The sequence below is a fragment of the Streptomyces sp. NBC_00690 genome (assembly GCF_036226685.1).
Taxonomy (GTDB): domain Bacteria; phylum Actinomycetota; class Actinomycetes; order Streptomycetales; family Streptomycetaceae; genus Streptomyces.
Map to the genome: position 1 here is coordinate 4907980 of NZ_CP109009.1, position 19760 is coordinate 4927739.

A 19760-nucleotide genomic window follows, 5' to 3' on the forward strand; every position below is an offset into this window, starting at 1 on the left:
CCGTGCGTTTTAGAAGCCTCGGGTCCGCTTCGCCGCCCGTCGCGGTTCCGTCAGCTCGGCGCCACCGCGTACGCGCAGGAAGAGGCGGGAGATCTCACCGCCCAGGTTCACCCCGATCGCGATGGCCAGTGCCAGCGCGGCGGCCTTCGAGAGGGACGCGAGGCCGGTGTTCAGTTCGCCCTGGGCGATGGCCAGCAGACCGAAGTACGTTGCACTACCGGGCAACAGCGGTCCGATCGCCGCCGTGACATAGGGCAGTGCGGAAGCAAATCGATAGCGCGACAACATCTGCCCGAACAGGCCCACCAACCCCGCTGCCGCGGCCGTCGCCGCGACCGGTGGCACGCCCGCCGTGTCCGCTAGTGCGCCGTAGACCACCCAGGCGACCCCGCCGTTCAAGGTCACCAGCAAGACCGTGTCCCGTTCCTGTTGGAGCAGCACGGCGAAGCACAGTGACAGCGCCATCGCGGCCAACAACTGGACCTCGGGGCGTTCGATGGCGTGCACCGCGGTCTCGGGGGTGAGGGTCGCATCCAACGCGAGCCCCAGATAGAGCACGCACAACACCCCGACCACGATCCCGACGATCAGATAGCCGACCTCCAGGAGTCGCGCCGCTGCCGTGATGTAAAAGCCGGTCAGGCCGTCCTGGACGCCCGCGACCAGGGCGCGTCCGGGAATCAGGGCGAACAGTCCACCGGTGATCACCGCCGAGGCCCGCACATCGAACGGGGACAGGGTGAGGGCGACCCCCATCGCAGCGGGGGGCATGGCCGCGGCCACGAACTGGTAGAACTCCGGCAGCCCACGCCCCGCGAACAACCAGGCCAACCGGTCGCCGAGCATGGCTCCGATTGCTGCCGCCAGGAAGACCAGCTCATTGCCGCCGACTAGGACGGACGCCGCTCCTGCCAGCAGACCGCCGGCGACCGTGAGCGCCCAACCGGGGTACGGGTGGCGATTGCGGCGTATCTCCGCGAGCCGGCGGTACGCCTCCTCCAACGTCACCCCGGTCTCGGGGGTGCTGATGTCGTGCACCAGTCGGTAGACGGCGGCCAGTCGGGTGTAGTCGGTCGCCCTGCGGCGAACCGTCCGGTTGGCGGTCACCGGGTCGTCGACCAGGGAGGGCTGGTAGGTGATCGACAGCAGGGTGAAGGTGACGGTGGGCTCGCAGCGGTCGAGTCCGTAGGAGTGTGTGATCGCAAACATCGCGGCCTCGACGTCCTCCGCGCCCTCGCCGCCCGCGAGGAGCAGTTCGCCGATCCGCAGGGTCAGGTCGAGCACGCGCGGGACGGCCGGTCCGCCCTCTTCATGGCGTTGGGCGGTCTCCGGGATGGGTCGTTCCCCCACCGGCATCCGCAGCATCGTGCGCATCCGGTCCTGCCAGGGGGCGTCCTTGACCAGCCGCACCTCGGCGATGCCCTGGGCCGGAGTGAAGGCCGGTGGGGAGTGCCGGGCGCTGTACGTGCTGGGGGGAGCGAAGGCGGAACCTTCCTGCTCGATCGGGACCTCGGCGGTCGTACCGGCCGGAACGGAGAACTCCGACGTCGGCTGGTCCTCCTCCGGGGCTTCGGGAACGCCCAAACCGGCAGGCGGGGTGAAGGCCGAATGGGCCTCGTCGGACAGGGGCTTCTCCGAGCCCTGTCGATCGGCGACCTGCGGTGACCGCCCCGTGCCGTCCCGGCCACGACGGTCCTGTCCCCGTGCGTCCTCCGGACCCCGTGGCCCGGGGTCCCGTGGACCTCGACCTTCCGGCTCCGCCACCACGTACCGTCCTCACTCCCTCGGCCATTGCCGGTTCAGGGCCAGTATGTGCGCGAACCCGAAGGCGCGCTGAGGCGTCGCCCCGCTTCCGCGGCATCCCGCCCCCGGGCCCGTACGCAGGTGATCTGCTGCCCACGCACCACGGGCGGGACACCCCCGAAGGGTGGCCCGCCCGTGGTGGCGTCGTGGTGCCGCGGTGTCAGTGTGCGCCGCCCTGCGCCTCAAGACGCTTGTAGGAAGCCTCGATCTCGGCCTCGGCCTCGGTCCGGCCCACCCAGTTGGCGCCCTCGACGGACTTGCCGGGCTCAAGGTCCTTGTAGACCTCGAAGAAGTGCTGGATCTCCAGGCGGTCGAACTCCGACACGTGGTGGATGTCGCGCAGGTGCTCGACGCGCGGGTCGGAGGCCGGTACGCAGAGCAGCTTGTCGTCGCCACCCGCCTCATCGGTCATGCGGAACATGCCGATGGCACGGCACTTGATCAGACAGCCGGGGAAAGTCGGCTCGTCCAGGATGACCAGCGCGTCCAGCGGGTCGCCGTCCTCGCCGAGGGTGTTCTCGACGAAGCCGTAGTCGGCCGGGTAACTGGTCGAGGTGAAGAGTCGACGGTCCAGGCGGATACGACCCGACTCGTGGTCCACCTCGTACTTGTTCCGCGAACCCTTCGGGATCTCGATGGTGACGTCGAACTCCACGGGTGGCTCCTCCATGATCAACACATACGTCCGGTGATGCTGTGCCCTCCCGGGGACATCCCCGGACCCCCAGACGAGTGGCCGATGGCCCTGACCGGGGGTGCCGTGCTCGCGGCAAGACGCAGTTCTGGTGATTAAGTGTCCCTCACGCAGGTGTGTGATCGCGAAAGGGGCTGGTCGAGGTGCCGGTGCTCAGGACGTGGCAGCTCGCCGCGGGCGCCGCCGTGGTGGGGTTGGCCCTCGCCGCCGGGGCGGTGGCCGCGGCCGGTCCCTGGGACTCCGGCCAGCGTAAGGCCGAAAAGCAGTGGGCGGCTGCACGGAGTACGTCAGGTGGCGCAGATCACCGCCAACCGGTCGACCAACGGCCCGCACCCGCCCCCAGCGCACCCGGTGTGCTCACCGCGATCGGTACCGTTCGAGCCACCACCGGGCCGGCCGACGGGAAGCCCGTCGTCGGCCTCGGCAAGGAGTTGGGCACCCTCCTGCGCGATCCCGGTCTCGGACCGCTGCGTGCGGCCAGCGTCGTCGATGTCTCCACCGGACGACAGGTCTTCGGGCAGGACGCGGCCAAACCGATGGCGCCCGCATCCACCGTCAAGGTCGCCACCGCCGTTGCCGCCCTGGCCGCGTTGGGGCCCGATCACCGCATCCCCACCACCGCGGTGCTCTCCGCCGACGGTCGGGAGTTGACCCTCGTCGGGGGCGGTGATGCCACTCTGAGCCAGTCCGCCCTCGCCACTCTCGCCGACCGTGCCGCCACCGTTTTGCGCCAGCGGTCTGCGACGGCGGTGCGGCTCACCTACGACAAGTCCCTCTACCGGGGGCCGGTCCGACACCGCATCGGCAAGAACGGCAACCTGGCGCCCGTCACCGCGCTCATGGTCGACCAGGGGCGCAAGGACCCCACCGCGACCGGCGACTCGGAACGGGTCGCCGACCCCGCGGGCGCCGCGGCCCGGGCCTTCGAACAACTGCTGGAGGCGCGCGGGATCCGGGTGATCACCAAGCCGGCCGCCACCGTGGTGCCCCGTACGGCCGAACCCGTGGCGCGCGTGATGTCCGCCCCGCTCTCCGCCCTGGTCGAGCGGATGTTGACCGACAGCGACAACGACCTCGCGGAGGCACTCGCCCGACAGACCGCGCTCGCCTCCCGACATGAGGCGAGCTTCGCCGGTGGCGGACGTGCGGTGCACCAGCGATTGGCCGGCCTCGGCCTGCCCCTGACGGGGGCACGGTTGACCGACGGCAGCGGACTCGACCGTTCCGCCAGGGTCTCCGCGCGCCTCCTGACCGCACTGCTCAGCCGAGCGGCCGATCCCTCGAAGCCCGAATTGCGATCGGTCCTCACGGGCCTGCCCATCGCCGGATTCAGTGGGACGCTCGAATCCCGTTACGCGGACGCATCCCCGGGGACAGGGCTGGTTCGCGCCAAAACGGGGACGCTCACCGGTGTGAGCTCACTGGCCGGAACGGTGGTCTCCGCCGACGGTCGGCTCCTGGCCTTCGCCTTCCTCGCTGGCAAGACCCCTTCCCGCGACGAGGCCCAACCGGTGCTCGACCGGCTTGCGACGGCCCTCATCTCGTAGCGCTTCGTCGTGCTTGCGGTGAACCATCAACAGGCATCAACAGGCGTCAACAGGCGTCAACAGGCGTCAACAGGCATGGACACCCAGGGGGAGCCGGGGACTGCGCCCCACCGCCGGGTGCACGTACGCCCCGCGGTGCCGGTGCCGGTGCCCGTGCCGGTGTCTATACCTGTGTCTATGCCTGTGCCTGTGTCGGTTGCATGGGGCTGAAGCCTTCTGCCGGACCGATCCCGCCCCACCGGCACGGCCCCCGGTCGGCCGAACCGCCCGCGTCCCACCGCGGCCGATCCGCTCCCGCCGCCGCTCACCCGTTCCACCAGGCGGCTTTCATCACCTCACCGCAGCCCGGACCCACCACGTACGGTTGACGCATGACGAGCATCGGTGGTGCCGAGATGGTCGACTGGAATCTCGCGGTGGCGACCGCGACCCGCCTCGTGCGGCCAGGGCCTGACGTGAGCAAGGACGAGGCGCGTGCGGTCGTCGCCGAGCTAAGGCGACACGCAAAAGCCTCCGAAGAACATGTGCGGGGCTTCACCCGGATGATCCCCGAGAGCCATCAGCCCGAGGACACCCCCGTCCTGGTGGTGGACCGGGCCGGCTGGATCAAGGCGAACGTCGCGGGCTTCCGCGAACTGCTGAAACCCCTGTTGGAAAAGATGCAGGACCGCCGCTCAGGCGGCCCCGGCGGCGCGGTGCTGGGCGCAGTGGGGGGCAAGGTCACCGGTGTCGAGTTGGGGATGCTGCTGTCCTTCCTCGCCTCCCGGGTCCTCGGCCAGTACGAGACCTTCGCGCCGGCCACCCGTGATCTGCCAGCAGGTGCCAACGGTGGTGGACGGCTCCTGCTGGTCGCCCCCAACATCGTGCACGTCGAGCGGGAACTCGACGTCGACCCCCATGACTTCCGGCTCTGGGTCTGCCTGCACGAGGAGACCCACCGCACGCAGTTCACTGGAGTGCCCTGGCTGCGCGACCATCTGCAAGGGGAGATCCAGTCCTTCCTCGGAGAGACGGAGATGGACCCGATGACGGTCCTGGAACGCCTCCGTGAGGCCGCCCAATCACTGTCGGGGGCACGTCCCGAAGGCGAGCGGGACGACGGCGGACGCTCCATCGTGGAACTGGTCCAGACCCCGGCACAGCGGGAGATCCTCGGCCGGCTCACCGCCGTGATGTCGCTGCTCGAAGGGCACGCGGACTTCGTGATGGACGGCGTGGGCCCGGCCGTGGTGCCGTCGGTGGCCGAGATCCGGGAGAAGTTCCAACAGCGCAGGGCGCGCGGAGCGAGTCGACTCGACCAAGCGCTCCGCAAGCTCCTGGGCCTCGATGCGAAGCTGCGCCAGTACCGCGACGGAGAGCGCTTCGTCAGGGCCGTTGTGGAGGAGGTGGGCATGGACGGCTTCAACCGGGTCTGGACCTCTCCCAACACCCTCCCGACCAAGTTGGAGATCGCCAAACCCGCCGACTGGGTTGCGCGGGTGCATCGAAAGGCAGACTCCTAGGCGGCGGAGGGCTGTGCGCCCTCAGGGGGTCGGGGGACGCCCCCCGGAGGGCGCAGCATCACCCATCCGAGGGACCGTAGCCCGTAGATAGGCGTGCGATGCTCGGGGAACGGCTCGGTTCTGTCACCATCGACGCACTCTGAGTGACTTTCTCCCACTCGGAAGCGTTCGAGTCTCAGAACCACCGAAACATCAGACCTCGAAGCTCCGAAGCTCCCGCTCCGACTCGACCGAGGCACCCCCCATCCTCTCCACGAAGGGCACCGGACATGGGTCCCCATCCAGCGGTCGCGGCGATACGCCTGGCGGTCCGCCGCGTACTCCACGACGTACTCAACGAATACTCCTCCCACCTCGCGCAGGGCACCCCCGCCCAACCCGCCGAGCGTGCGACGCGCCTGAGCCACGCGGCTGCTGCCGCCTGTGCCACCGCCTCTGTGCCGGCGGCGCCCTCCGGAGCCGCGAGCCCCGCGGCGCGCTCCGGCTCCTTCGGCTCGGGGTCCCGCGACCAGGCCCCGTTCCATCCCGGCTGTGCCACCCCCGCCGGACAGCTGCCCCTCGTGCTCGTCGCCTGCTCCGGTGGCGCCGATTCGATGGCCCTCGCCTCCGCACTCGCCTTCGAGGCCCGCAAACTCTCCGTCCGCGCCGGCGGCATCACCGTCGACCACGGCCTCCAGGACGGTTCCGACCTGCGTGCCGCCGAGGTGGCGGTCCGGCTCTCCTCGATGGGACTCGACCCCGTCGAAGCGGTCACCGTGGAAGTGGGGCGCGAAGGCGGCCCCGAAGCCGCCGCCCGGGACGCCCGCTACGCAGCCCTCGACGAAGCCGCCGAACGCCACGGCGCCGCCGCCGTGCTCCTCGGTCACACCCGCGACGACCAAGCGGAAACCGTCCTGCTGGGTCTCGCTCGCGGTTCCGGTATCCGCTCGCTCTCCGGAATGGCGGCCGTCTCCGGCTCCTACGGGCGCTACCGCCGCCCCTTCCTCCACATCGACCGGCAGACCGCCCGCAAGGCGTGCATGGTCCAGTCGCTGCCCGTCTGGGACGACCCCCACAACGCCGACCCCGCGTACACCCGCTCCCGACTGCGTCACGAGGGCCTGCCCGCCCTGGAGAAGGCGTTGGGCAAGGGCGTCGTCGAAGCCCTGGCACGCACCGCGCAACTCTCCCGTGACGACGCGGACGCCCTCGACAGTTGGGCCGCCGATGCGGAGGCATCCGTACGGGACGACAGCGGCCAACTGGAATGCGCCAAGCTCTACGCCCTGCCGCCCGCCGTCCGGCGCCGGGTGTTGCGGCGGGCCGTGATCGAAGCGGGCGCGCCAGCCGGCTCGCTCTTCGCCCGTCACATCGAGGAAGTCGATCGGCTCATCACCGGTTGGCGGGGTCAGGGGGGCATCAATCTGCCCGGCCGCGTCGAGGCGCGCCGGCAGAGTGGCAGACTTGTCATTCGGCAAGGCTGACGCAGTCGCGGCACAAGCACAGCTGCTGAGGTCACCCGGGAACGCTCCCTGAGCCCAGGCATGCACCGCGCTGGGCCCGCGGACACGCCCGGACCCCGGATCGCCAGGCCGTGCTGAACCGGGGCAGCCCCGGAACCCGCTCGAAAGAAAGCGACCGCGTGAACGAGAAGGACATGGGCACCGACCTTCAGTCGGTGCTCATCACCAAGGAAGAGATCGACGCGAAGCTGACGGAGCTCGCCGCGAAGATCGACGCTGAGTACGCGGGCAAGGATCTGCTTCTCGTCGGTGTCCTCAAGGGCGCAGTGATGGTGATGGCGGACCTGGCACGGTCCCTTTCCAGCGCCGTCACCATGGACTGGATGGCCGTGTCGTCCTACGGCGCGGGTACCCAGTCCTCCGGCGTCGTCCGCATCCTCAAGGACCTCGACACCGACATCAAGGGCAAGCACGTCCTGATCGTCGAGGACATCATCGACTCCGGGCTCACCCTGTCCTGGCTGCTCTCCAACCTCGGCTCGCGCGAGCCGGCCTCCATCGAGGTCTGCACGCTGCTGCGCAAGCCGGACGCGGCGAAGGTCGCGATCGACGTGAAGTGGATCGGGTTCGACATTCCGAACGAGTTCGTCGTTGGGTATGGGCTTGATTACTCGGAGAAGTACCGCAATCTCCCCTTCGTCGGTACGCTCGCGCCCCACGTTTACGGCGGCTGAGCCAGGAGGGGCGGGGCTAACGGGAACCATGGCCCGTCTCGCGCCGTTGGAGCATGGGAGGGCGGGTTTGTCAGCCGTACCGTGCGGTCACGGTGGCGATGCTGGGGTACCGTCCGAAGAACAGTCTTTTCTCACAGCAGCATTTACCTACGGGCAGGAGGGACGGGGCGAATCCGCTCCGTATGGATGGACGTGAAGCGATACTTCCGTGGGCCGGTCATGTGGATCGTGCTGGCCGTCCTCGCCGTGGTCGTGTTGATGAATGTCGTCGGCTCGTCCGGCGGCTACAAGACAGTGGACACCGGCCAGGTCGTCCAGGCGATCGACAAGAACCAGGTCGACTCGGTCAAGCTGACCACCGGCGACGAGCAGATCATCAAGGTCGACCTCAAGGACGACGTCAAGGTCAAGGGCAGCAACAAGATCCAGGCGAGCTACATCGGCACCCAGGGTGCCGATCTCGCCGACAAGCTTCAGGCGAAGTACGAGGCCGGTGACATCGAGGACGGATACACCGTCTCGCCGTCGAAGCAGAGCCCGTTCATCTCGGTGCTGCTCTCGCTGCTGCCCTTCGTGCTGATCGTCGTGGTCTTCCTGTTCCTGATGAACCAGATGCAGGGCGGCGGCTCCCGAGTCATGAACTTCGGGAAGTCCAAGGCCAAGCTGATCACCAAGGACACTCCGAAGACGACCTTCGCCGATGTGGCGGGGTCCGACGAGGCCGTCGAGGAACTCCACGAGATCAAGGAGTTCCTCCAGGAGCCGGCCAAGTTCCAGGCGGTCGGCGCCAAGATTCCCAAGGGCGTGCTGCTGTACGGCCCGCCCGGTACGGGCAAGACGTTGCTCGCCCGTGCCGTCGCCGGTGAGGCCGGCGTTCCGTTCTACTCGATCTCCGGCTCCGACTTCGTCGAGATGTTCGTCGGTGTCGGTGCTTCCCGAGTGCGCGACCTCTTCGAGCAGGCGAAGGCGAACGCTCCGGCGATCGTCTTCGTCGATGAGATCGACGCCGTCGGGCGGCACCGTGGCGCCGGTCTCGGCGGTGGGCACGACGAGCGGGAGCAGACGCTCAACCAGCTCCTCGTCGAGATGGACGGTTTCGATGTGAAGGGTGGCGTCATCCTGATCGCCGCCACCAACCGCCCTGACATCCTCGACCCGGCGCTGCTGCGGCCCGGCCGTTTCGACCGGCAGATCGCGGTCGACCGTCCGGACATGCAGGGCCGTCTGGAGATCCTCAAGGTTCACCAGAAGGGCAAGCCGGTCGCTCCGGACGTGGACCTGGGCGCTGTCGCCCGGCGTACGCCCGGTTTCACCGGTGCTGACTTGGCGAACGTGCTGAACGAAGCCGCGCTGCTCACCGCACGTGGCGACAAGAAGCTGATCGACAATCACGCGCTGGACGAGGCGATCGACCGTGTGGTCGCGGGCCCGCAGAAGCGGACTCGCATCATGTCGGACAAGGAGAAGAAGATCACCGCGTACCACGAGGGCGGTCACGCCCTGGTCGCGGCGGCTTCACCGAACTCCGACCCGGTACACAAGATCACGATCCTCTCCCGTGGTCGGGCCCTGGGTTACACCATGGTCCTGCCGGAAGAGGACAAGTACTCGACCACGCGCAACGAGATGCTCGACCAGCTGGCCTACATGCTGGGCGGGCGCGCGGCCGAGGAGCTCGTGTTCCACGACCCGACCACCGGCGCTGCGAACGACATCGAGAAGGCCACGACAACGGCCCGCGCGATGGTCACGCAGTACGGCATGACCGAGCGGCTCGGCGCGATCAAGTTCGGTGGCGACAACACCGAGCCCTTCCTGGGCCGGGAGATGTCGCACCAGCGGGATTACTCCGAAGAGGTCGCGGCACTGGTCGACGAAGAGGTCAAGAAGCTCATCGAGACCGCGCACAACGAAGCGTGGGAAATTCTCGTCGAGAATCGTGACGTCCTCGACAACCTCGTTCTCGAACTGCTGGAGAAGGAGACGCTGGGCAAGGAACAGATCGCGGAGGTCTTCGCGACGATCGTGAAGCGTCCGGCTCGCCCGGCGTGGACCGGTTCCTCCCGTCGTACGCCTTCGACGCGTCCTCCGGTGCTCTCGCCGAAGGAGTTGGCGCTGACCAACGGCGCCAACGGGGCGGTGGCGGGGAACGGCTCGACACCCACCGAAGCCGCACCGAATGTCGAAGCGGCACCGGAAGAGCGTCCGGAGAGCTGAGGTCAGGGGCGGTGTCGCTCTGATCACACCGCTTCCAGGATGGCTGCCGCGTCCCCCCAGGTTTTAGCCTGGGGGGACGCGGCATTTGTATGACCGCAGGCCAGAGCAAGAGGAACGAGGCACACATGACCGACCCGGTGACGCTGGACGGCGAAGGTACGACCGGTGATTTCGACGAGAAACGAGCCGAGAACGCCGTACGCGAGTTGCTCATCGCGGTTGGGGAGGACCCGGACCGAGAGGGTCTGCGGGAGACCCCTGCGCGGGTTGCCCGGGCCTATCGGGAGATCTTCGCAGGTCTGTGGCAGAAGCCCCGCGATGTGCTCACCACGACGTTCGACCTTGGCCATGACGAGATGGTCCTGGTCAAGGACATCGAAGTCATGAGCAGCTGTGAGCACCATCTGGTCCCGTTCGTCGGGGTGGCGCACGTCGGCTACATCCCCTCCAGCGACGGGAAGATCACGGGCCTGTCCAAGCTGGCCCGGCTGGTGGACGTGTTCGCTCGCCGTCCGCAGGTGCAGGAACGGTTGACCACGCAGATCGCGGACTCGCTCATGGAGATCCTGGAGCCGCGCGGGGTCATCGTGGTGGTCGAGTGCGAGCACATGTGCATGACGATGCGAGGAGTCCGCAAACCGGGTGCAAAAACGATCACCTCGGCGGTCCGGGGGCAGCTGCGGGACCCCGCGACCCGTAATGAGGCCATGACTCTGATCATGGCCCGCTAGGTGTATTGACCCTCAACGTTATTGACGCGGCTGATGGGCGGGTGTCCGCCGAGTGCGGTGTGGCTGCGGTGGTGGTTGTCGGTGTGGAGGAAGTCTGCCAGGGCCTAGAGTGCTCGGTCCCGCTCGACCAGGGCGCTGCAAGGCCGCAGATCCGGGGCATTGGGTTCGGGGGCCACGTGTCCGGGGGTAGCGGGGGAGCAGGGCCAAGGGGCGTCTCAGGGGCGTGGCGGCTTGTGGCAGGGCCCTGCTAGCGGCTCGGGCGGTGCCTTGTCGTTCCCCGGTGGGGCCAGGGTCCCACTCTTCGGTGGGGTGAGGCTGAATCCACCGAAGATTGGTGGAGTCTAGGCGTGCGCCGGGCCCGGCCCGGTGCTGCTGCCGGGATCGCTGTCGTCGGGGAGGCGGCACACCCGCTCCAGGAAGAACGCCGCTGCGATCACCGCGATCCCGGCCACGACGGAGAACCCCGCGTAGATCGCCTGGTCCCGTCGGGACGGAATGTCCAGCGAGCCCAGCAGGAACACTCCGGTCCCCCCGTACATCCCGCTCACCAGCGCCGCGACCAAGGCACTCGCCTGGCCGAAGACCACCGCTCGCGCGGCCATCAGCGGTTCCACTCCCTTGGCTCCTGGCCGGCGCTCCCGCTGGGCCTTCAGTCGGGAACGCAGGGACAGCGCCGTGGCCGTCAGTACGGCGGCGATCGCGGCGAGCACGATGGGAGCGGCCAGGGGGACGCTCGGCAGACTGCCGAAGGACTCCCAGAGGCGGGCGCCGGCCCAGGACAGCACGCCGGCACCGACGAAGAGACCGGCCAGCACTCCGAGCCGTAGTTGCTTCACCGAGAGAGCACGCCCTTCCTCACCTTGCCGTCCCAACCTTGCCGTCCCACCTGCAAAAGATCATGCGAAGGTGCACGGTGGAGCGCACCTTCAACGCAAGAGCCTAACGACTACTCCGGCAGCCGAAGTTCCAGATCGGTGCGGGCGAGCACACCGCTCTGGCCCACGCCCTGCAGCAGCCCCGCCACCGGACCATGGCCCGGCAACTGAGCCTCCGGGTCGACTTCGAGCCAGGGAGCCAGCACGAAGGCCCGCTGGTGGGCCCGTGGGTGGGGCAGGGTGAGCGCAGGATCGTCCGACTCGACGTCTGCGTACGTGACGATGTCGACGTCTATGGTCCGCGGGCCCCAACGCTCCTCGCGAACCCGGTCGAACGCCTCCTCGATGGCCTGTCCGCGCTCCAGGAGGGACACCGGCGGCAGGGTCGTCTTCAGCACCACCACCGCATTGAAGTAGGACGGCTGCGAGCCGGGGTCCACACCCCAGGGTTCGGTCTCGTACACCGGGGAGACGGCTTTGACACGGACCCCGGGGGTGTCCTCCAAGGCGTCGATCGCGCCCTGGAGGGTCTCCAAGCGGTTGCCCAGGTTCGAGCCGAGGGAGATCACGGCCCGCTTGGGGTTGGACAGGGTGGTGTCTGCCGCGTCCACCTGCTCGACGACGGAAGCCGGAACCGGCTGCACGGTGGGGTCGCTCATACTCGGCTCCGGGTGATGGTGATGGTGACATCGTCGAAGGGCACCGTGATCGGTGCGTCCGGTTTGTGGACCACCACCTCGACCTCTTCGACGCCGTCGTGTTTGAGACAGGTTCGGGCGATGCGCTCGGCCAGGGTTTCGATGAGGTCGACGGGCTCGCCCTCGACGACCGCCACGACCTCCTCGGCCACGACGCCGTAGTGCACGGTCTTCGCGAGGTCGTCGTCGGCCGCTGCGGGGCGGGTGTCGAGGCTGAGCACCAGATCGACGATGAAGGTCTGCCCCTCCTCGCGCTCCCGAGGGAAGACGCCATGGTGCCCGCGGGCCTTGAGGCCGCGCAGCGCGACACGATCCACGCGAATCACTCCTGCTGTCGTAGGTCTGACGGGCAGCGGACCGCTGCTGAGCAGTCCGTGTCCCCATTCGAATCTACCTGCGACCACTGACACCATTCGCTCACGGGGTGCGGTGGCGGGGCTGCTGGCGGCTGGATCGAGCGTTTGCCCGGGGCATGATCGGCCAAACCTCAGGACGGGGCGCATCGGTCGTCGTTCATGTCGTTCATGGGGTCGGCGACCACTGAGCGGGAGGCGTTGCTAGGCCGGGGACTCCTCGTCGTCCCCACCCGTCTCCTCGTCGTCGCTCTCGGTGAGGACGGGCGAGCCATGATGCGACCAGATCCGCCATCCCTCCGGCGTGCGGCGGAAGACGTTCGTGGCGACCACCAGCTGACCCACGAGCGGTCCCAGCTCGCCGCTTTCCTCCGCCGGCCCTCCGCTGAGGATGTTCTCCGTGCAGGTGACGAGTGCGGTGTCACCGGCGAGGCTCACCTGCACATCGGTCAGGAAGAACTGGATGTACTCGGTGTTGGCCATGATCAGTGCATAGGAACGCAGCACTTCGCCCCGGCCCGAGAGCACGGGCCAGCCGGGGTGGATACAGGAGATCTGGTCGTCCAGCCAGAGATCGGAGAGGGCCTGGAAGTCCCCTCGCTCCATCGTTTCGTAGAACGTGGTGTTGGCCTCTTCGACCAACTCGATGTCGGTACGGCTCACCGGGCGGCCTCGACGGCGTGCGCGACCCGTACGGCGTCGGCGGTGGCATGCACCTCATGGACCCGTACGGCCCAGGCGCCCTCGTGGGCGGCTATGGCGGAGACCGCGGCGGTGGCCGCGTCCCGTTCCCTGGCGCGGGGTGGTGTGCCGTCCTTGGCCAGTACATGGCCGAGGAAACGCTTCCGGGAGGCGGCGACCAGCAGGGGGCGACCGAGGCTCCGAAGATCACGGAGGTGGGCCACCAGCGCCAGATCGTGCGCGGCCTCCTTGGCGAAGCCCAGGCCGGGATCGATGACGATGCGATCGGGGTGGATGCCGCCGTCGACCACGGCCTCCATACGGCTGCGCAGCTCAGCGGTGACCTCGGCGACCACGTCCTCGTAGACCGCTCGGCTGTTCATGTCGTGGCTGAAGCCCCGCCAGTGCATCACGACGAAGGGCACCTCCGCGGCGGCGACCGCTGGAACCATCTCGGGGTCGGCGAGCCCCCCGCTGACGTCGTTGACGAGGGCTGCGCCGGCGGCGACCGCCTCGGCGGCCACCCGGGCCCGCATGGTGTCCACGGAGACGGTGGCGCCTTCGGCGACCAGGCCGCGCACGACGGGGACGACGCGGCGCAGCTCTTCCTCCTCGTCGACCCTGCTGGCACCGGGGCGGGTGGACTCACCGCCGACATCGACGAGATCGGCTCCGTCGGCGACGAGGTCCAGGCCGCGTTTGACCGCGGCGGTGGTGTCGAACCAGCGACCGCCGTCCGAGAAGGAGTCGGGTGTCACATTGACGACTCCCATGACCGCACAGCGACCCCACTCCGGCAACCCGCGCAACGTACTCATACGTCCAGCCTAGGCCCGCCGGCCGACAGTCGCGGCCTCCGGTGCCGCTCCACCTGCGGGCAGTGGCCCGTGACGCGTCCTGCGATACGAGCCGGTCCTTGTCCCGTCACGGCCGCTCGGGACCGGTGGGGACCGTACCGATCGAGTCCAGTGCGACCGCGGTACGGGGAAGGTCCTGGGCATCGGCGTCGATGGAGCGCCGCAGCGCCTCATGGAGCTTCCCCGGGGTGAGGACCCCGAGGAAGCGTTCCGACTCCCCGTCGACGACCGCGATCCACCCCGCGTCGTGCTGCAACATCGTGGCGAACGCCTGCTTGAGCGAAGCGCCCAGCGGTAGCCGGGCATCCATCCGACGCGCGCGCTCGCGCACCGTCGTCGACCCGACCGCGGCGTCGCGTGCGTGCTCGGCGGAGAGCCAGCCGTGCAGATGACCAGAACCGTCGAGGACGACGGCCCAGCGGGCGCCGAGTTCGCCGGGCAGCGGATCATCGAGGCGCACGATCGGGGGCTGCTCCAGATCGCCCTCCTCGATGGGGGTCACCGACAGGCGCTTGAGGCCGCGGTCGGCGCCCACGAAGTCCGCGACGTACGAGGTGGCCGGGGTGCCGAGCACCGCTGCCGGGGCGTCGAACTGCTCGATCCTGCCCTGTCCGTAGACGGCGATGCGGTCGCCGAGTCGCACGGCCTCCTCGATGTCGTGGGTCACGAACAGGACGGTCTTGCGGACCTGCGACTGGAGCTTGAGGAACTCGTTCTGGAGGTGCTCGCGCACCACGGGGTCCACGGCGCCGAACGGCTCGTCCATGAGCAGGACGGGCGGATCGGCGGCCAGTGCCCTGGCCACTCCGACGCGTTGGCGCTGGCCGCCGGAGAGCTGCTCCGGGTAGCGGTCCCCGTAGACGGATGGGTCGAGACCCACTAGGTCCAGCAGTTCGGCGGCCCGGGCCCGGGCCTTCGACCGCTGCCAACCGAGCAGATGGGGCACGGTCGCGGTGTTCTCCAGAACGGTCTTGTGGGGGAAGAGGCCGACCTGCTGGATGACGTAGCCGATGCGGCGGCGCAGGGTGACCGGATCGACGGTGGAGATGTCCTCGCCGTCCACGGATATCCGCCCGCTGGTCGGTTCGATGAGGCGGTTGACCATCTTCATCGTCGTGGTCTTGCCGCAGCCGGACGGGCCGACCAGGGTGACCAGTTCGCCCTGGGCCACCTCGAACGACAGGTTGTCCACGGCGGTGGTCCCGTCCGGGTAGCGCTTGGTGACGTTCTCGAAAAGGATCATGGTTCCCTCTTGTGGCGGGTGCTGTGTGAAGGCCGTGTTGCCGGTCTATGACGCTCTCGGACGATTGTCAGTGGCCAAGGTTATGGTCGGCAGACATACGTTCGGCGTGGATGGGGAGGAGGGGAACATGAGTATGCGGCTGGCCGCTCAGGGCTGTCTGGCGGCCAATGACTGGATCTGCGGGGAGTATCTCCGCAGCCGCAGCCAGGAGTTGACGGATGCGACGGTCGAGCATCTGTGGATCACCGTGGCATCGGTCGTCATAGGACTCGTGGTGGCGTTCCCCCTGGCCCTCCTCGCCCGCGCCAAGCCCGCCTTCGCAGGGGCGGTGCTCGGGCTCACGACTTTGCTCTACACGATTCCGTCGCTGGCGATGTTCTCGTTGCTCCTACCGGTCTTCGGACTGTCGTCGGCGCTGGTCGTCACGGGTCTCGTGCTCTACTCGCTGACCATCTTGGTCCGGAACATCCTGGCCGGCCTTGCGGCGGTGCCCGCCGAGGCGCGGGAAGCCGCCCGAGGCATGGGCTACGGCCCGGTCCGACTCCTGTGGGAGGTCGAACTGCCCCTGGCGCTGCCCGCTGTGATGGCCGGGCTGCGGATCGCGACGGTCTCCACGGTGGCCCTGACGACCGTCGGTGCGCTGGTCGGCAAGGGCGGACTGGGCAATCTCATCGACGACGGAGTGCAGACGACGTTCAAGGCGCAGGTGCTGACCGCGTCCGTGCTCTGTGTGCTGCTGGCGGTGACGGCCGATCTCCTGCTGCTGGGGATGCAACGACTGCTCACGCCGTGGACGCGCACGCCCAAGGCACGGGACACCACCTCAGAGGCGCATTCCCGGGAACGAATACCGCCGGCGGGGCATGGCGCGGCGCGACTCGGGGCACGGCGAGAAGAAGCGCACGCCGTTGAAGGGGCGAACTGATGGGAGTGCTCGCCGACGCCTGGACATGGCTCACCACCGGGGCGAATTGGGAGGGGGACAGCGGTGCTTGGCACCGGCTGGGGGAGCATGTGTACGTGAGCGGGATCGCCCTCGTGCTGGCCTGCGCCATCGCCCTACCTCTCGCTCTCTGGCTCGGTCATCTCGGGCGAGGGGGAGCACTCGCGATCAACGTGTCCAACGCCGGCCGGGCGATACCGGTGTTCGCCGTGCTCGCCTTGTTCATGCTCACACCGCTGCGTACGGCGGGCTATGCACCGACGATCATTGCCCTGGTGCTGTTCGCGGTGCCCCCGCTGCTGACCAATGCGTATGTGGGGATGCGAGAGGTGGACCGTGCGGTGGTGGAGGCCGCCCGCGGCATGGGGATGTCCGGCTGGCAGCTCTTCTTCCGGGTGGAGCTCCCCTTGGCCTATCCCCTGTTGATGACCGGTCTGCGTTCGGCAGCCGTGCAGGTGGTGGCGACCGCCACGATCGCTTCCATGGTCGGCCAGGGCGGGTTGGGGCGGATCATCACCGCGGGCTTCAACACCTACGACACCGCACAGGTGGTGGCCGGAGCACTCCTCGCGGCCGGTCTGGCACTGCTGGTGGAAGCGGTGCTGGTGGCGGCGGATCGGTTGTTGAACCCCCTGCGGAAGCCCGCACAGGGGCAGCGGAAGGAGTCGGGTCCGGTGCCTTCCGCCGTCTGAGCACCCACCAGCGTCCGACAGGGTCAGAGGAGCCATGGCGGGCCAGAGCAGCCCGTGGCGAGCCGGCAGCGTGACCAGCGCTGGTCAGTCGTCGCGCAAGCCGTGGTCGGTGGATGACGCGTCCCAGCAGCGCCCGCCACCTCCGCGATGTCCGGTGGCACGCCTCGACCTCGCCCTTCGCCCCATCCTCTTCGCCCCATCCCCTCGCCCTCGATATGCGATACGCGATAAGACCCCGTGACTCCTTGGAGGAGACCCCGATGCGCAAGACCTCTCGTACGGCGGGAGCGGTACTGGCCGTGGCGGCCCTGGTGGGTTCGCTCGCCGCTTGTGGCGGTGACAGCCTGGAGAAGTCGGAGGGTGACCAGAAGGGCGCCGGCTCGGGCAAGAAGGGCTCCCTGACCATCGGCGCCGCCTCGTTCACCGAGGCGAAGGTCCTGGCCGAGTTGTATGCCCAGGCCCTCGCCGACGTCGGATACAAGACGTCGATCACCACCGTGAAGAACCGCGAACTGTACGAACCCTCGCTGGAGAAGGGCGAGATCGACATCGTGCCGGAATATGCGGCGACGATCGCGGAATTCCTCAACGCAAAGGTGAACGGGCCGAAGGCGCCCGAGGAGAAGCCGGTTGCCTCCAGCGATGTGAACGCAACCGTCGCCGCGCTCACCCGGCTCGCCGAACCACGCGGTCTGAAGGTGCTTCCGCCGGGTGAGGCCGTCGACCAGAACACCTTTGCGGTGAGCAAGGAATTCGCCGAGAAGAACGACCTCAAGACGCTTTCCGATCTCGGGAGGTCGAAGCTGAAGGTCAAGATAGCCGCCGGGGACGAGTGCGAGGTCCGGCCGTTCTGTGCACCCGGTCTCAAGGCCACGTACGGCATCGACGTCACGGGGGTCGACCCCAAGGGTGTGGGGACGCCGCAGTCCAAGCAGGCGTTGCGGGACGGCACCGTGCAACTCGCCCTCACCACGACCACGGACGCCGTGCTCGATGGACTGGTCCTCTTGGAAGACGACAAGAAACTCCAGAACGCGGACAACGTCCTGCCCGTGGTCAATGCCAAGGACGCGGGGAGCCCGGAGATAGCCGAGGCGCTCGGAAAGCTCACGAAGGTACTGACGACCGCCGATCTGGCCGAGTTGAACCGCAAGGTGGACGCCGAGCGCGCGAAGCCGAAGGACGCGGCCAGGGAGTATCTGGAGTCGAAGGGGCTGCTCAACTCCTAGGAGAGTGGGTCCCGGAGCTGGTTTTGTGTCAGGCACTGAAAGCTCCGGGACCACAGTGGTGGTTGAGCTCATTGAGGTTGAGGGTGAACCACATCGGACGTTCACCAGAGAAGACGAGAGAATTGAGTACCCACCATCCCCTTTGACGTCTACGCACGGTAAATTTCTGGCCATGCCACGTGGACGCCACCGCCATTCCCCGCCCCTGCACAGGATGCTGCCGCCGGTCGCGGTCGCCGGAGCGTCGGCGCTCTGTGCCGTCGGCTCGTGGACGTTGGTGGATCCCGTGATGCTGCGGACCCTGGTCGCGGCTGCCGCAGCGGCGGCCGGCACTGGCGCGGTGATGATGCGTCTGTGGGACCGTGAAGCCGGCCGTCAGGTGGCCGACCTCACCCGCGCCCGAGCTCATGACGCCTGGCAGTCCGAAGAGCGCATAGCCGAGTTGGAGACGGACGTCGAGGATTCGCGCGAACTTCGCGCCAAGCTTGACGCGAAGCTGCGCGCCAAGCGGGTGGAGCTCGCGGCACTCCGGGGCGAGCACGCCGCGTTGTTGCGGCGGTATGCCACCGCCGAGACCGAACGGGCCGGAGCGCTGGAAGAGCGTCGACAGCTCACGATCGAGGTGGCGATGCCCAAGGGTCTCGCCCAGATCGGGTCCGCGCCCACCGCCGATGTCTTCCTGCGCGCCCGCAAGGCCCTGGAGGAGCTCACCGACAGTGCCACGGCGCAGCGGCAGGCGGCCGAAGCGGGCGTTCAGGACGCCACGGAGCCGCCCGCGGAGGTGGCGGAGGCGACCGATGCACCTGAGGTGGTGGCGGAAGAGCACCCGGACGCCGCCTCTGACGACGGCTCGCCCGAGGCCGACGAGCCGGTCGAGGACGAGCCGGTCGAGATCGTCGACGAGACGGACGGTCCACCGCAGGAGCCTGTGGCCGAGATGGAAGCGGAGCACAGTCGTCCGGCTATTGTCCCTGCCCGACGCGCTTCCGGTGCGAAGGCTGTCACGCCGTACGGGCCGCGTCGTCTTCCCGAACCCCGACCCGAGAGCGGGTTCAACTTCTTCGGCGCCCAGCGGGCGGGCGGTACGGTTCCGTCCCAGCGGGAGGGAGCACCGCCCACGGAGACCGAGCCGGGCAGCACCGCCGCCGTACCGCCAGTGGCGGACGGGTCTCGATCCGGCCCCGCCGCGCTCTCCCTGACCCTGCCTCAGCAGACTGCGTCTGCCACGACGCCCCCTGGCCGTGGTGCGGACCGCCGTGGCGTCGCCGAGTCCGGAGTCCTGGACGACGTACAACAGGCGGACCTCGCCGATGTGGTCGGCGAAGAGACCTTGGCCGCTCAGCGTGCCGACCCGGCGCGGGCGGTGGGCGACGTCATCGATCTGGCCGCACATGAGGAGCCGCAGCAGGAGCGGGTGCCGGTGGGCAAGCTCCGCAAGGCGGTCAGCTCGTAGGCCCAGCGCCAGCGCGCGCCCCCGCATGGGACGCGTCCCGCTCAGCGCCGGGTGTGGTGTGCGGGG

Annotated in this window: 18 protein-coding genes and 1 pseudogene; 10 read left to right on the forward strand and 9 right to left on the reverse strand. The window is 68.6% G+C overall.

From position 1 onward, the window contains the following. Window positions 1–9 precede the first annotated feature (9 nt). Both OID54_RS21460 and OID54_RS21465 read right to left on the reverse strand, forming a co-directional pair. Window positions 10–1764, reverse strand: coding sequence for a threonine/serine ThrE exporter family protein (locus OID54_RS21460; protein ID WP_443055656.1), 1755 nt, complete (start codon window positions 1762–1764; stop codon window positions 10–12). 199 nt (window positions 1765–1963) lie between these two features. Next, entirely contained in the window at window positions 1964–2458 is a 495-nt protein-coding gene (locus OID54_RS21465) for an inorganic diphosphatase (RefSeq protein WP_250921645.1), read from the reverse strand. A gap of 182 nt (window positions 2459–2640) precedes the next feature. On the opposite strand from OID54_RS21465, the gene dacB reads away from it, so the two are divergent. The 6 genes from dacB to folE all read left to right on the forward strand — a co-directional run bounded on the left by dacB (window position 2641) and on the right by folE (window position 10670). Beyond that, the gene (gene dacB, locus OID54_RS21470; protein ID WP_329021760.1) at window positions 2641–4044 is read left to right on the forward strand and encodes a D-alanyl-D-alanine carboxypeptidase/D-alanyl-D-alanine endopeptidase; all 1404 of its coding nucleotides are present in this window, start codon (window positions 2641–2643) and stop codon (window positions 4042–4044) included. A 371-nt stretch (window positions 4045–4415) separates the two neighbouring features. Next, complete coding sequence (locus OID54_RS21475) at window positions 4416–5546, forward strand: zinc-dependent metalloprotease (protein ID WP_329021762.1); 1131 nt, start codon at window positions 4416–4418, stop codon at window positions 5544–5546. Window positions 5547–5815: 269 nt separating this feature from the next. Next, the gene (gene tilS, locus OID54_RS21480) at window positions 5816–7009 is read left to right on the forward strand and encodes a tRNA lysidine(34) synthetase TilS (RefSeq protein ID WP_329021764.1); all 1194 of its coding nucleotides are present in this window, start codon (window positions 5816–5818) and stop codon (window positions 7007–7009) included. 173 nt (window positions 7010–7182) lie between these two features. Next, entirely contained in the window at window positions 7183–7722 is a 540-nt protein-coding gene (gene hpt, locus OID54_RS21485; RefSeq protein ID WP_329027685.1) for a hypoxanthine phosphoribosyltransferase, read from the forward strand. 186 nt (window positions 7723–7908) lie between these two features. Beyond that, window positions 7909–9939, forward strand: a complete 2031-nt coding sequence (ftsH, locus tag OID54_RS21490) for an ATP-dependent zinc metalloprotease FtsH (RefSeq protein WP_329021767.1) — start codon at window positions 7909–7911, stop codon at window positions 9937–9939. Between the two features lie 125 nt (window positions 9940–10064). Beyond that, on the forward strand, window positions 10065–10670 hold the full coding sequence (gene folE / locus OID54_RS21495; RefSeq protein ID WP_329021769.1) for a GTP cyclohydrolase I FolE: 606 nt from the start codon (window positions 10065–10067) through the stop codon (window positions 10668–10670). Here the strand turns inward: folE and OID54_RS39240 are convergent. The 7 genes and pseudogenes from OID54_RS39240 to OID54_RS21525 all read right to left on the reverse strand — a co-directional run. Further along, window positions 10667–10774: pseudogene (locus tag OID54_RS39240) on the reverse strand (IS481 family transposase); the annotation flags it as partial. The gene folE and the pseudogene OID54_RS39240 sit on opposite strands and share 4 nt — an antisense overlap. 237 nt (window positions 10775–11011) lie before the next feature. Further along, a complete protein-coding gene (locus OID54_RS21500) occupies window positions 11012–11506 on the reverse strand; it encodes a DUF3180 domain-containing protein (protein ID WP_329027688.1) in 495 nt (164 codons plus the stop codon). 110 nt (window positions 11507–11616) lie between these two features. Continuing rightward, window positions 11617–12204: a 2-amino-4-hydroxy-6-hydroxymethyldihydropteridine diphosphokinase gene (gene folK / locus OID54_RS21505; RefSeq protein ID WP_329021771.1), complete on the reverse strand. Its 588-nt coding sequence runs from the start codon at window positions 12202–12204 to the stop codon at window positions 11617–11619. Further along, window positions 12201–12560: a dihydroneopterin aldolase gene (gene folB / locus OID54_RS21510; RefSeq protein ID WP_329021774.1), complete on the reverse strand. Its 360-nt coding sequence runs from the start codon at window positions 12558–12560 to the stop codon at window positions 12201–12203. The genes folK and folB overlap by 4 nt, the downstream gene beginning before the upstream one ends. A 240-nt stretch (window positions 12561–12800) precedes the next feature. Then, complete coding sequence (locus OID54_RS21515; protein ID WP_329021775.1) at window positions 12801–13259, reverse strand: nuclear transport factor 2 family protein; 459 nt, start codon at window positions 13257–13259, stop codon at window positions 12801–12803. Beyond that, complete coding sequence (folP, locus tag OID54_RS21520) at window positions 13256–14095, reverse strand: dihydropteroate synthase (protein ID WP_329021778.1); 840 nt, start codon at window positions 14093–14095, stop codon at window positions 13256–13258. Before folP ends, OID54_RS21515 begins: the two co-directional genes overlap by 4 nt. Before the next feature lie 106 nt (window positions 14096–14201). Then, complete coding sequence (locus tag OID54_RS21525; RefSeq protein WP_329021780.1) at window positions 14202–15377, reverse strand: ABC transporter ATP-binding protein; 1176 nt, start codon at window positions 15375–15377, stop codon at window positions 14202–14204. A gap of 139 nt (window positions 15378–15516) precedes the next feature. Here OID54_RS21525 and OID54_RS21530 point away from each other — a divergent pair, with 139 nt between their 5' ends. From OID54_RS21530 to OID54_RS21545, 4 genes are all read left to right on the forward strand, one after another. Beyond that, on the forward strand, window positions 15517–16302 hold the full coding sequence (locus tag OID54_RS21530) for an ABC transporter permease (RefSeq protein WP_329027690.1): 786 nt from the start codon (window positions 15517–15519) through the stop codon (window positions 16300–16302). Next, window positions 16302–17012 (forward strand): ABC transporter permease, encoded by a 711-nt coding sequence (locus OID54_RS21535; protein ID WP_329021782.1) that lies wholly within the window; start codon window positions 16302–16304, stop codon window positions 17010–17012. The genes OID54_RS21530 and OID54_RS21535 overlap by 1 nt, the downstream gene beginning before the upstream one ends. Before the next feature lie 260 nt (window positions 17013–17272). Beyond that, window positions 17273–18241 carry an ABC transporter substrate-binding protein gene (locus OID54_RS21540; RefSeq protein ID WP_329021784.1) on the forward strand — a complete coding sequence of 323 codons (969 nt, stop codon included), beginning with the start codon at window positions 17273–17275 and terminating at the stop codon, window positions 18239–18241. Between the two features lie 172 nt (window positions 18242–18413). Continuing rightward, window positions 18414–19694 (forward strand): hypothetical protein, encoded by a 1281-nt coding sequence (locus OID54_RS21545; RefSeq protein ID WP_329021786.1) that lies wholly within the window; start codon window positions 18414–18416, stop codon window positions 19692–19694. Window positions 19695–19760: the final 66 nt, after the last annotated feature.

Excerpts from the sequence above, each read along its gene's own strand:
- OID54_RS21540 (WP_329021784.1), top strand. The coding sequence starts at position 17,273 with ATGCGCAAGACCTCTCGTACGGCGGGAGCGGTACTGGCCGTGGCGGCC.
- hpt (WP_329027685.1), top strand. The coding sequence starts at position 7,183 with ATGGGCACCGACCTTCAGTCGGTGCTCATCACCAAGGAAGAGATCGAC.
- OID54_RS21475 (WP_329021762.1), top strand. The coding sequence starts at position 4,416 with ATGACGAGCATCGGTGGTGCCGAGATGGTCGACTGGAATCTCGCGGTG.
- folP (WP_329021778.1), bottom strand. The coding sequence starts at position 14,095 with ATGAGTACGTTGCGCGGGTTGCCGGAGTGGGGTCGCTGTGCGGTCATG.
- tilS (WP_329021764.1), top strand. The coding sequence starts at position 5,816 with ATGGGTCCCCATCCAGCGGTCGCGGCGATACGCCTGGCGGTCCGCCGC.
- folE (WP_329021769.1), top strand. The coding sequence starts at position 10,065 with ATGACCGACCCGGTGACGCTGGACGGCGAAGGTACGACCGGTGATTTC.
- folK (WP_329021771.1), bottom strand. The coding sequence starts at position 12,204 with ATGAGCGACCCCACCGTGCAGCCGGTTCCGGCTTCCGTCGTCGAGCAG.
- OID54_RS21545 (WP_329021786.1), top strand. The coding sequence starts at position 18,414 with ATGCCACGTGGACGCCACCGCCATTCCCCGCCCCTGCACAGGATGCTG.
- OID54_RS21535 (WP_329021782.1), top strand. The coding sequence starts at position 16,302 with ATGGGAGTGCTCGCCGACGCCTGGACATGGCTCACCACCGGGGCGAAT.
- OID54_RS21525 (WP_329021780.1), bottom strand. The coding sequence starts at position 15,377 with ATGATCCTTTTCGAGAACGTCACCAAGCGCTACCCGGACGGGACCACC.
- ftsH (WP_329021767.1), top strand. The coding sequence starts at position 7,909 with ATGGACGTGAAGCGATACTTCCGTGGGCCGGTCATGTGGATCGTGCTG.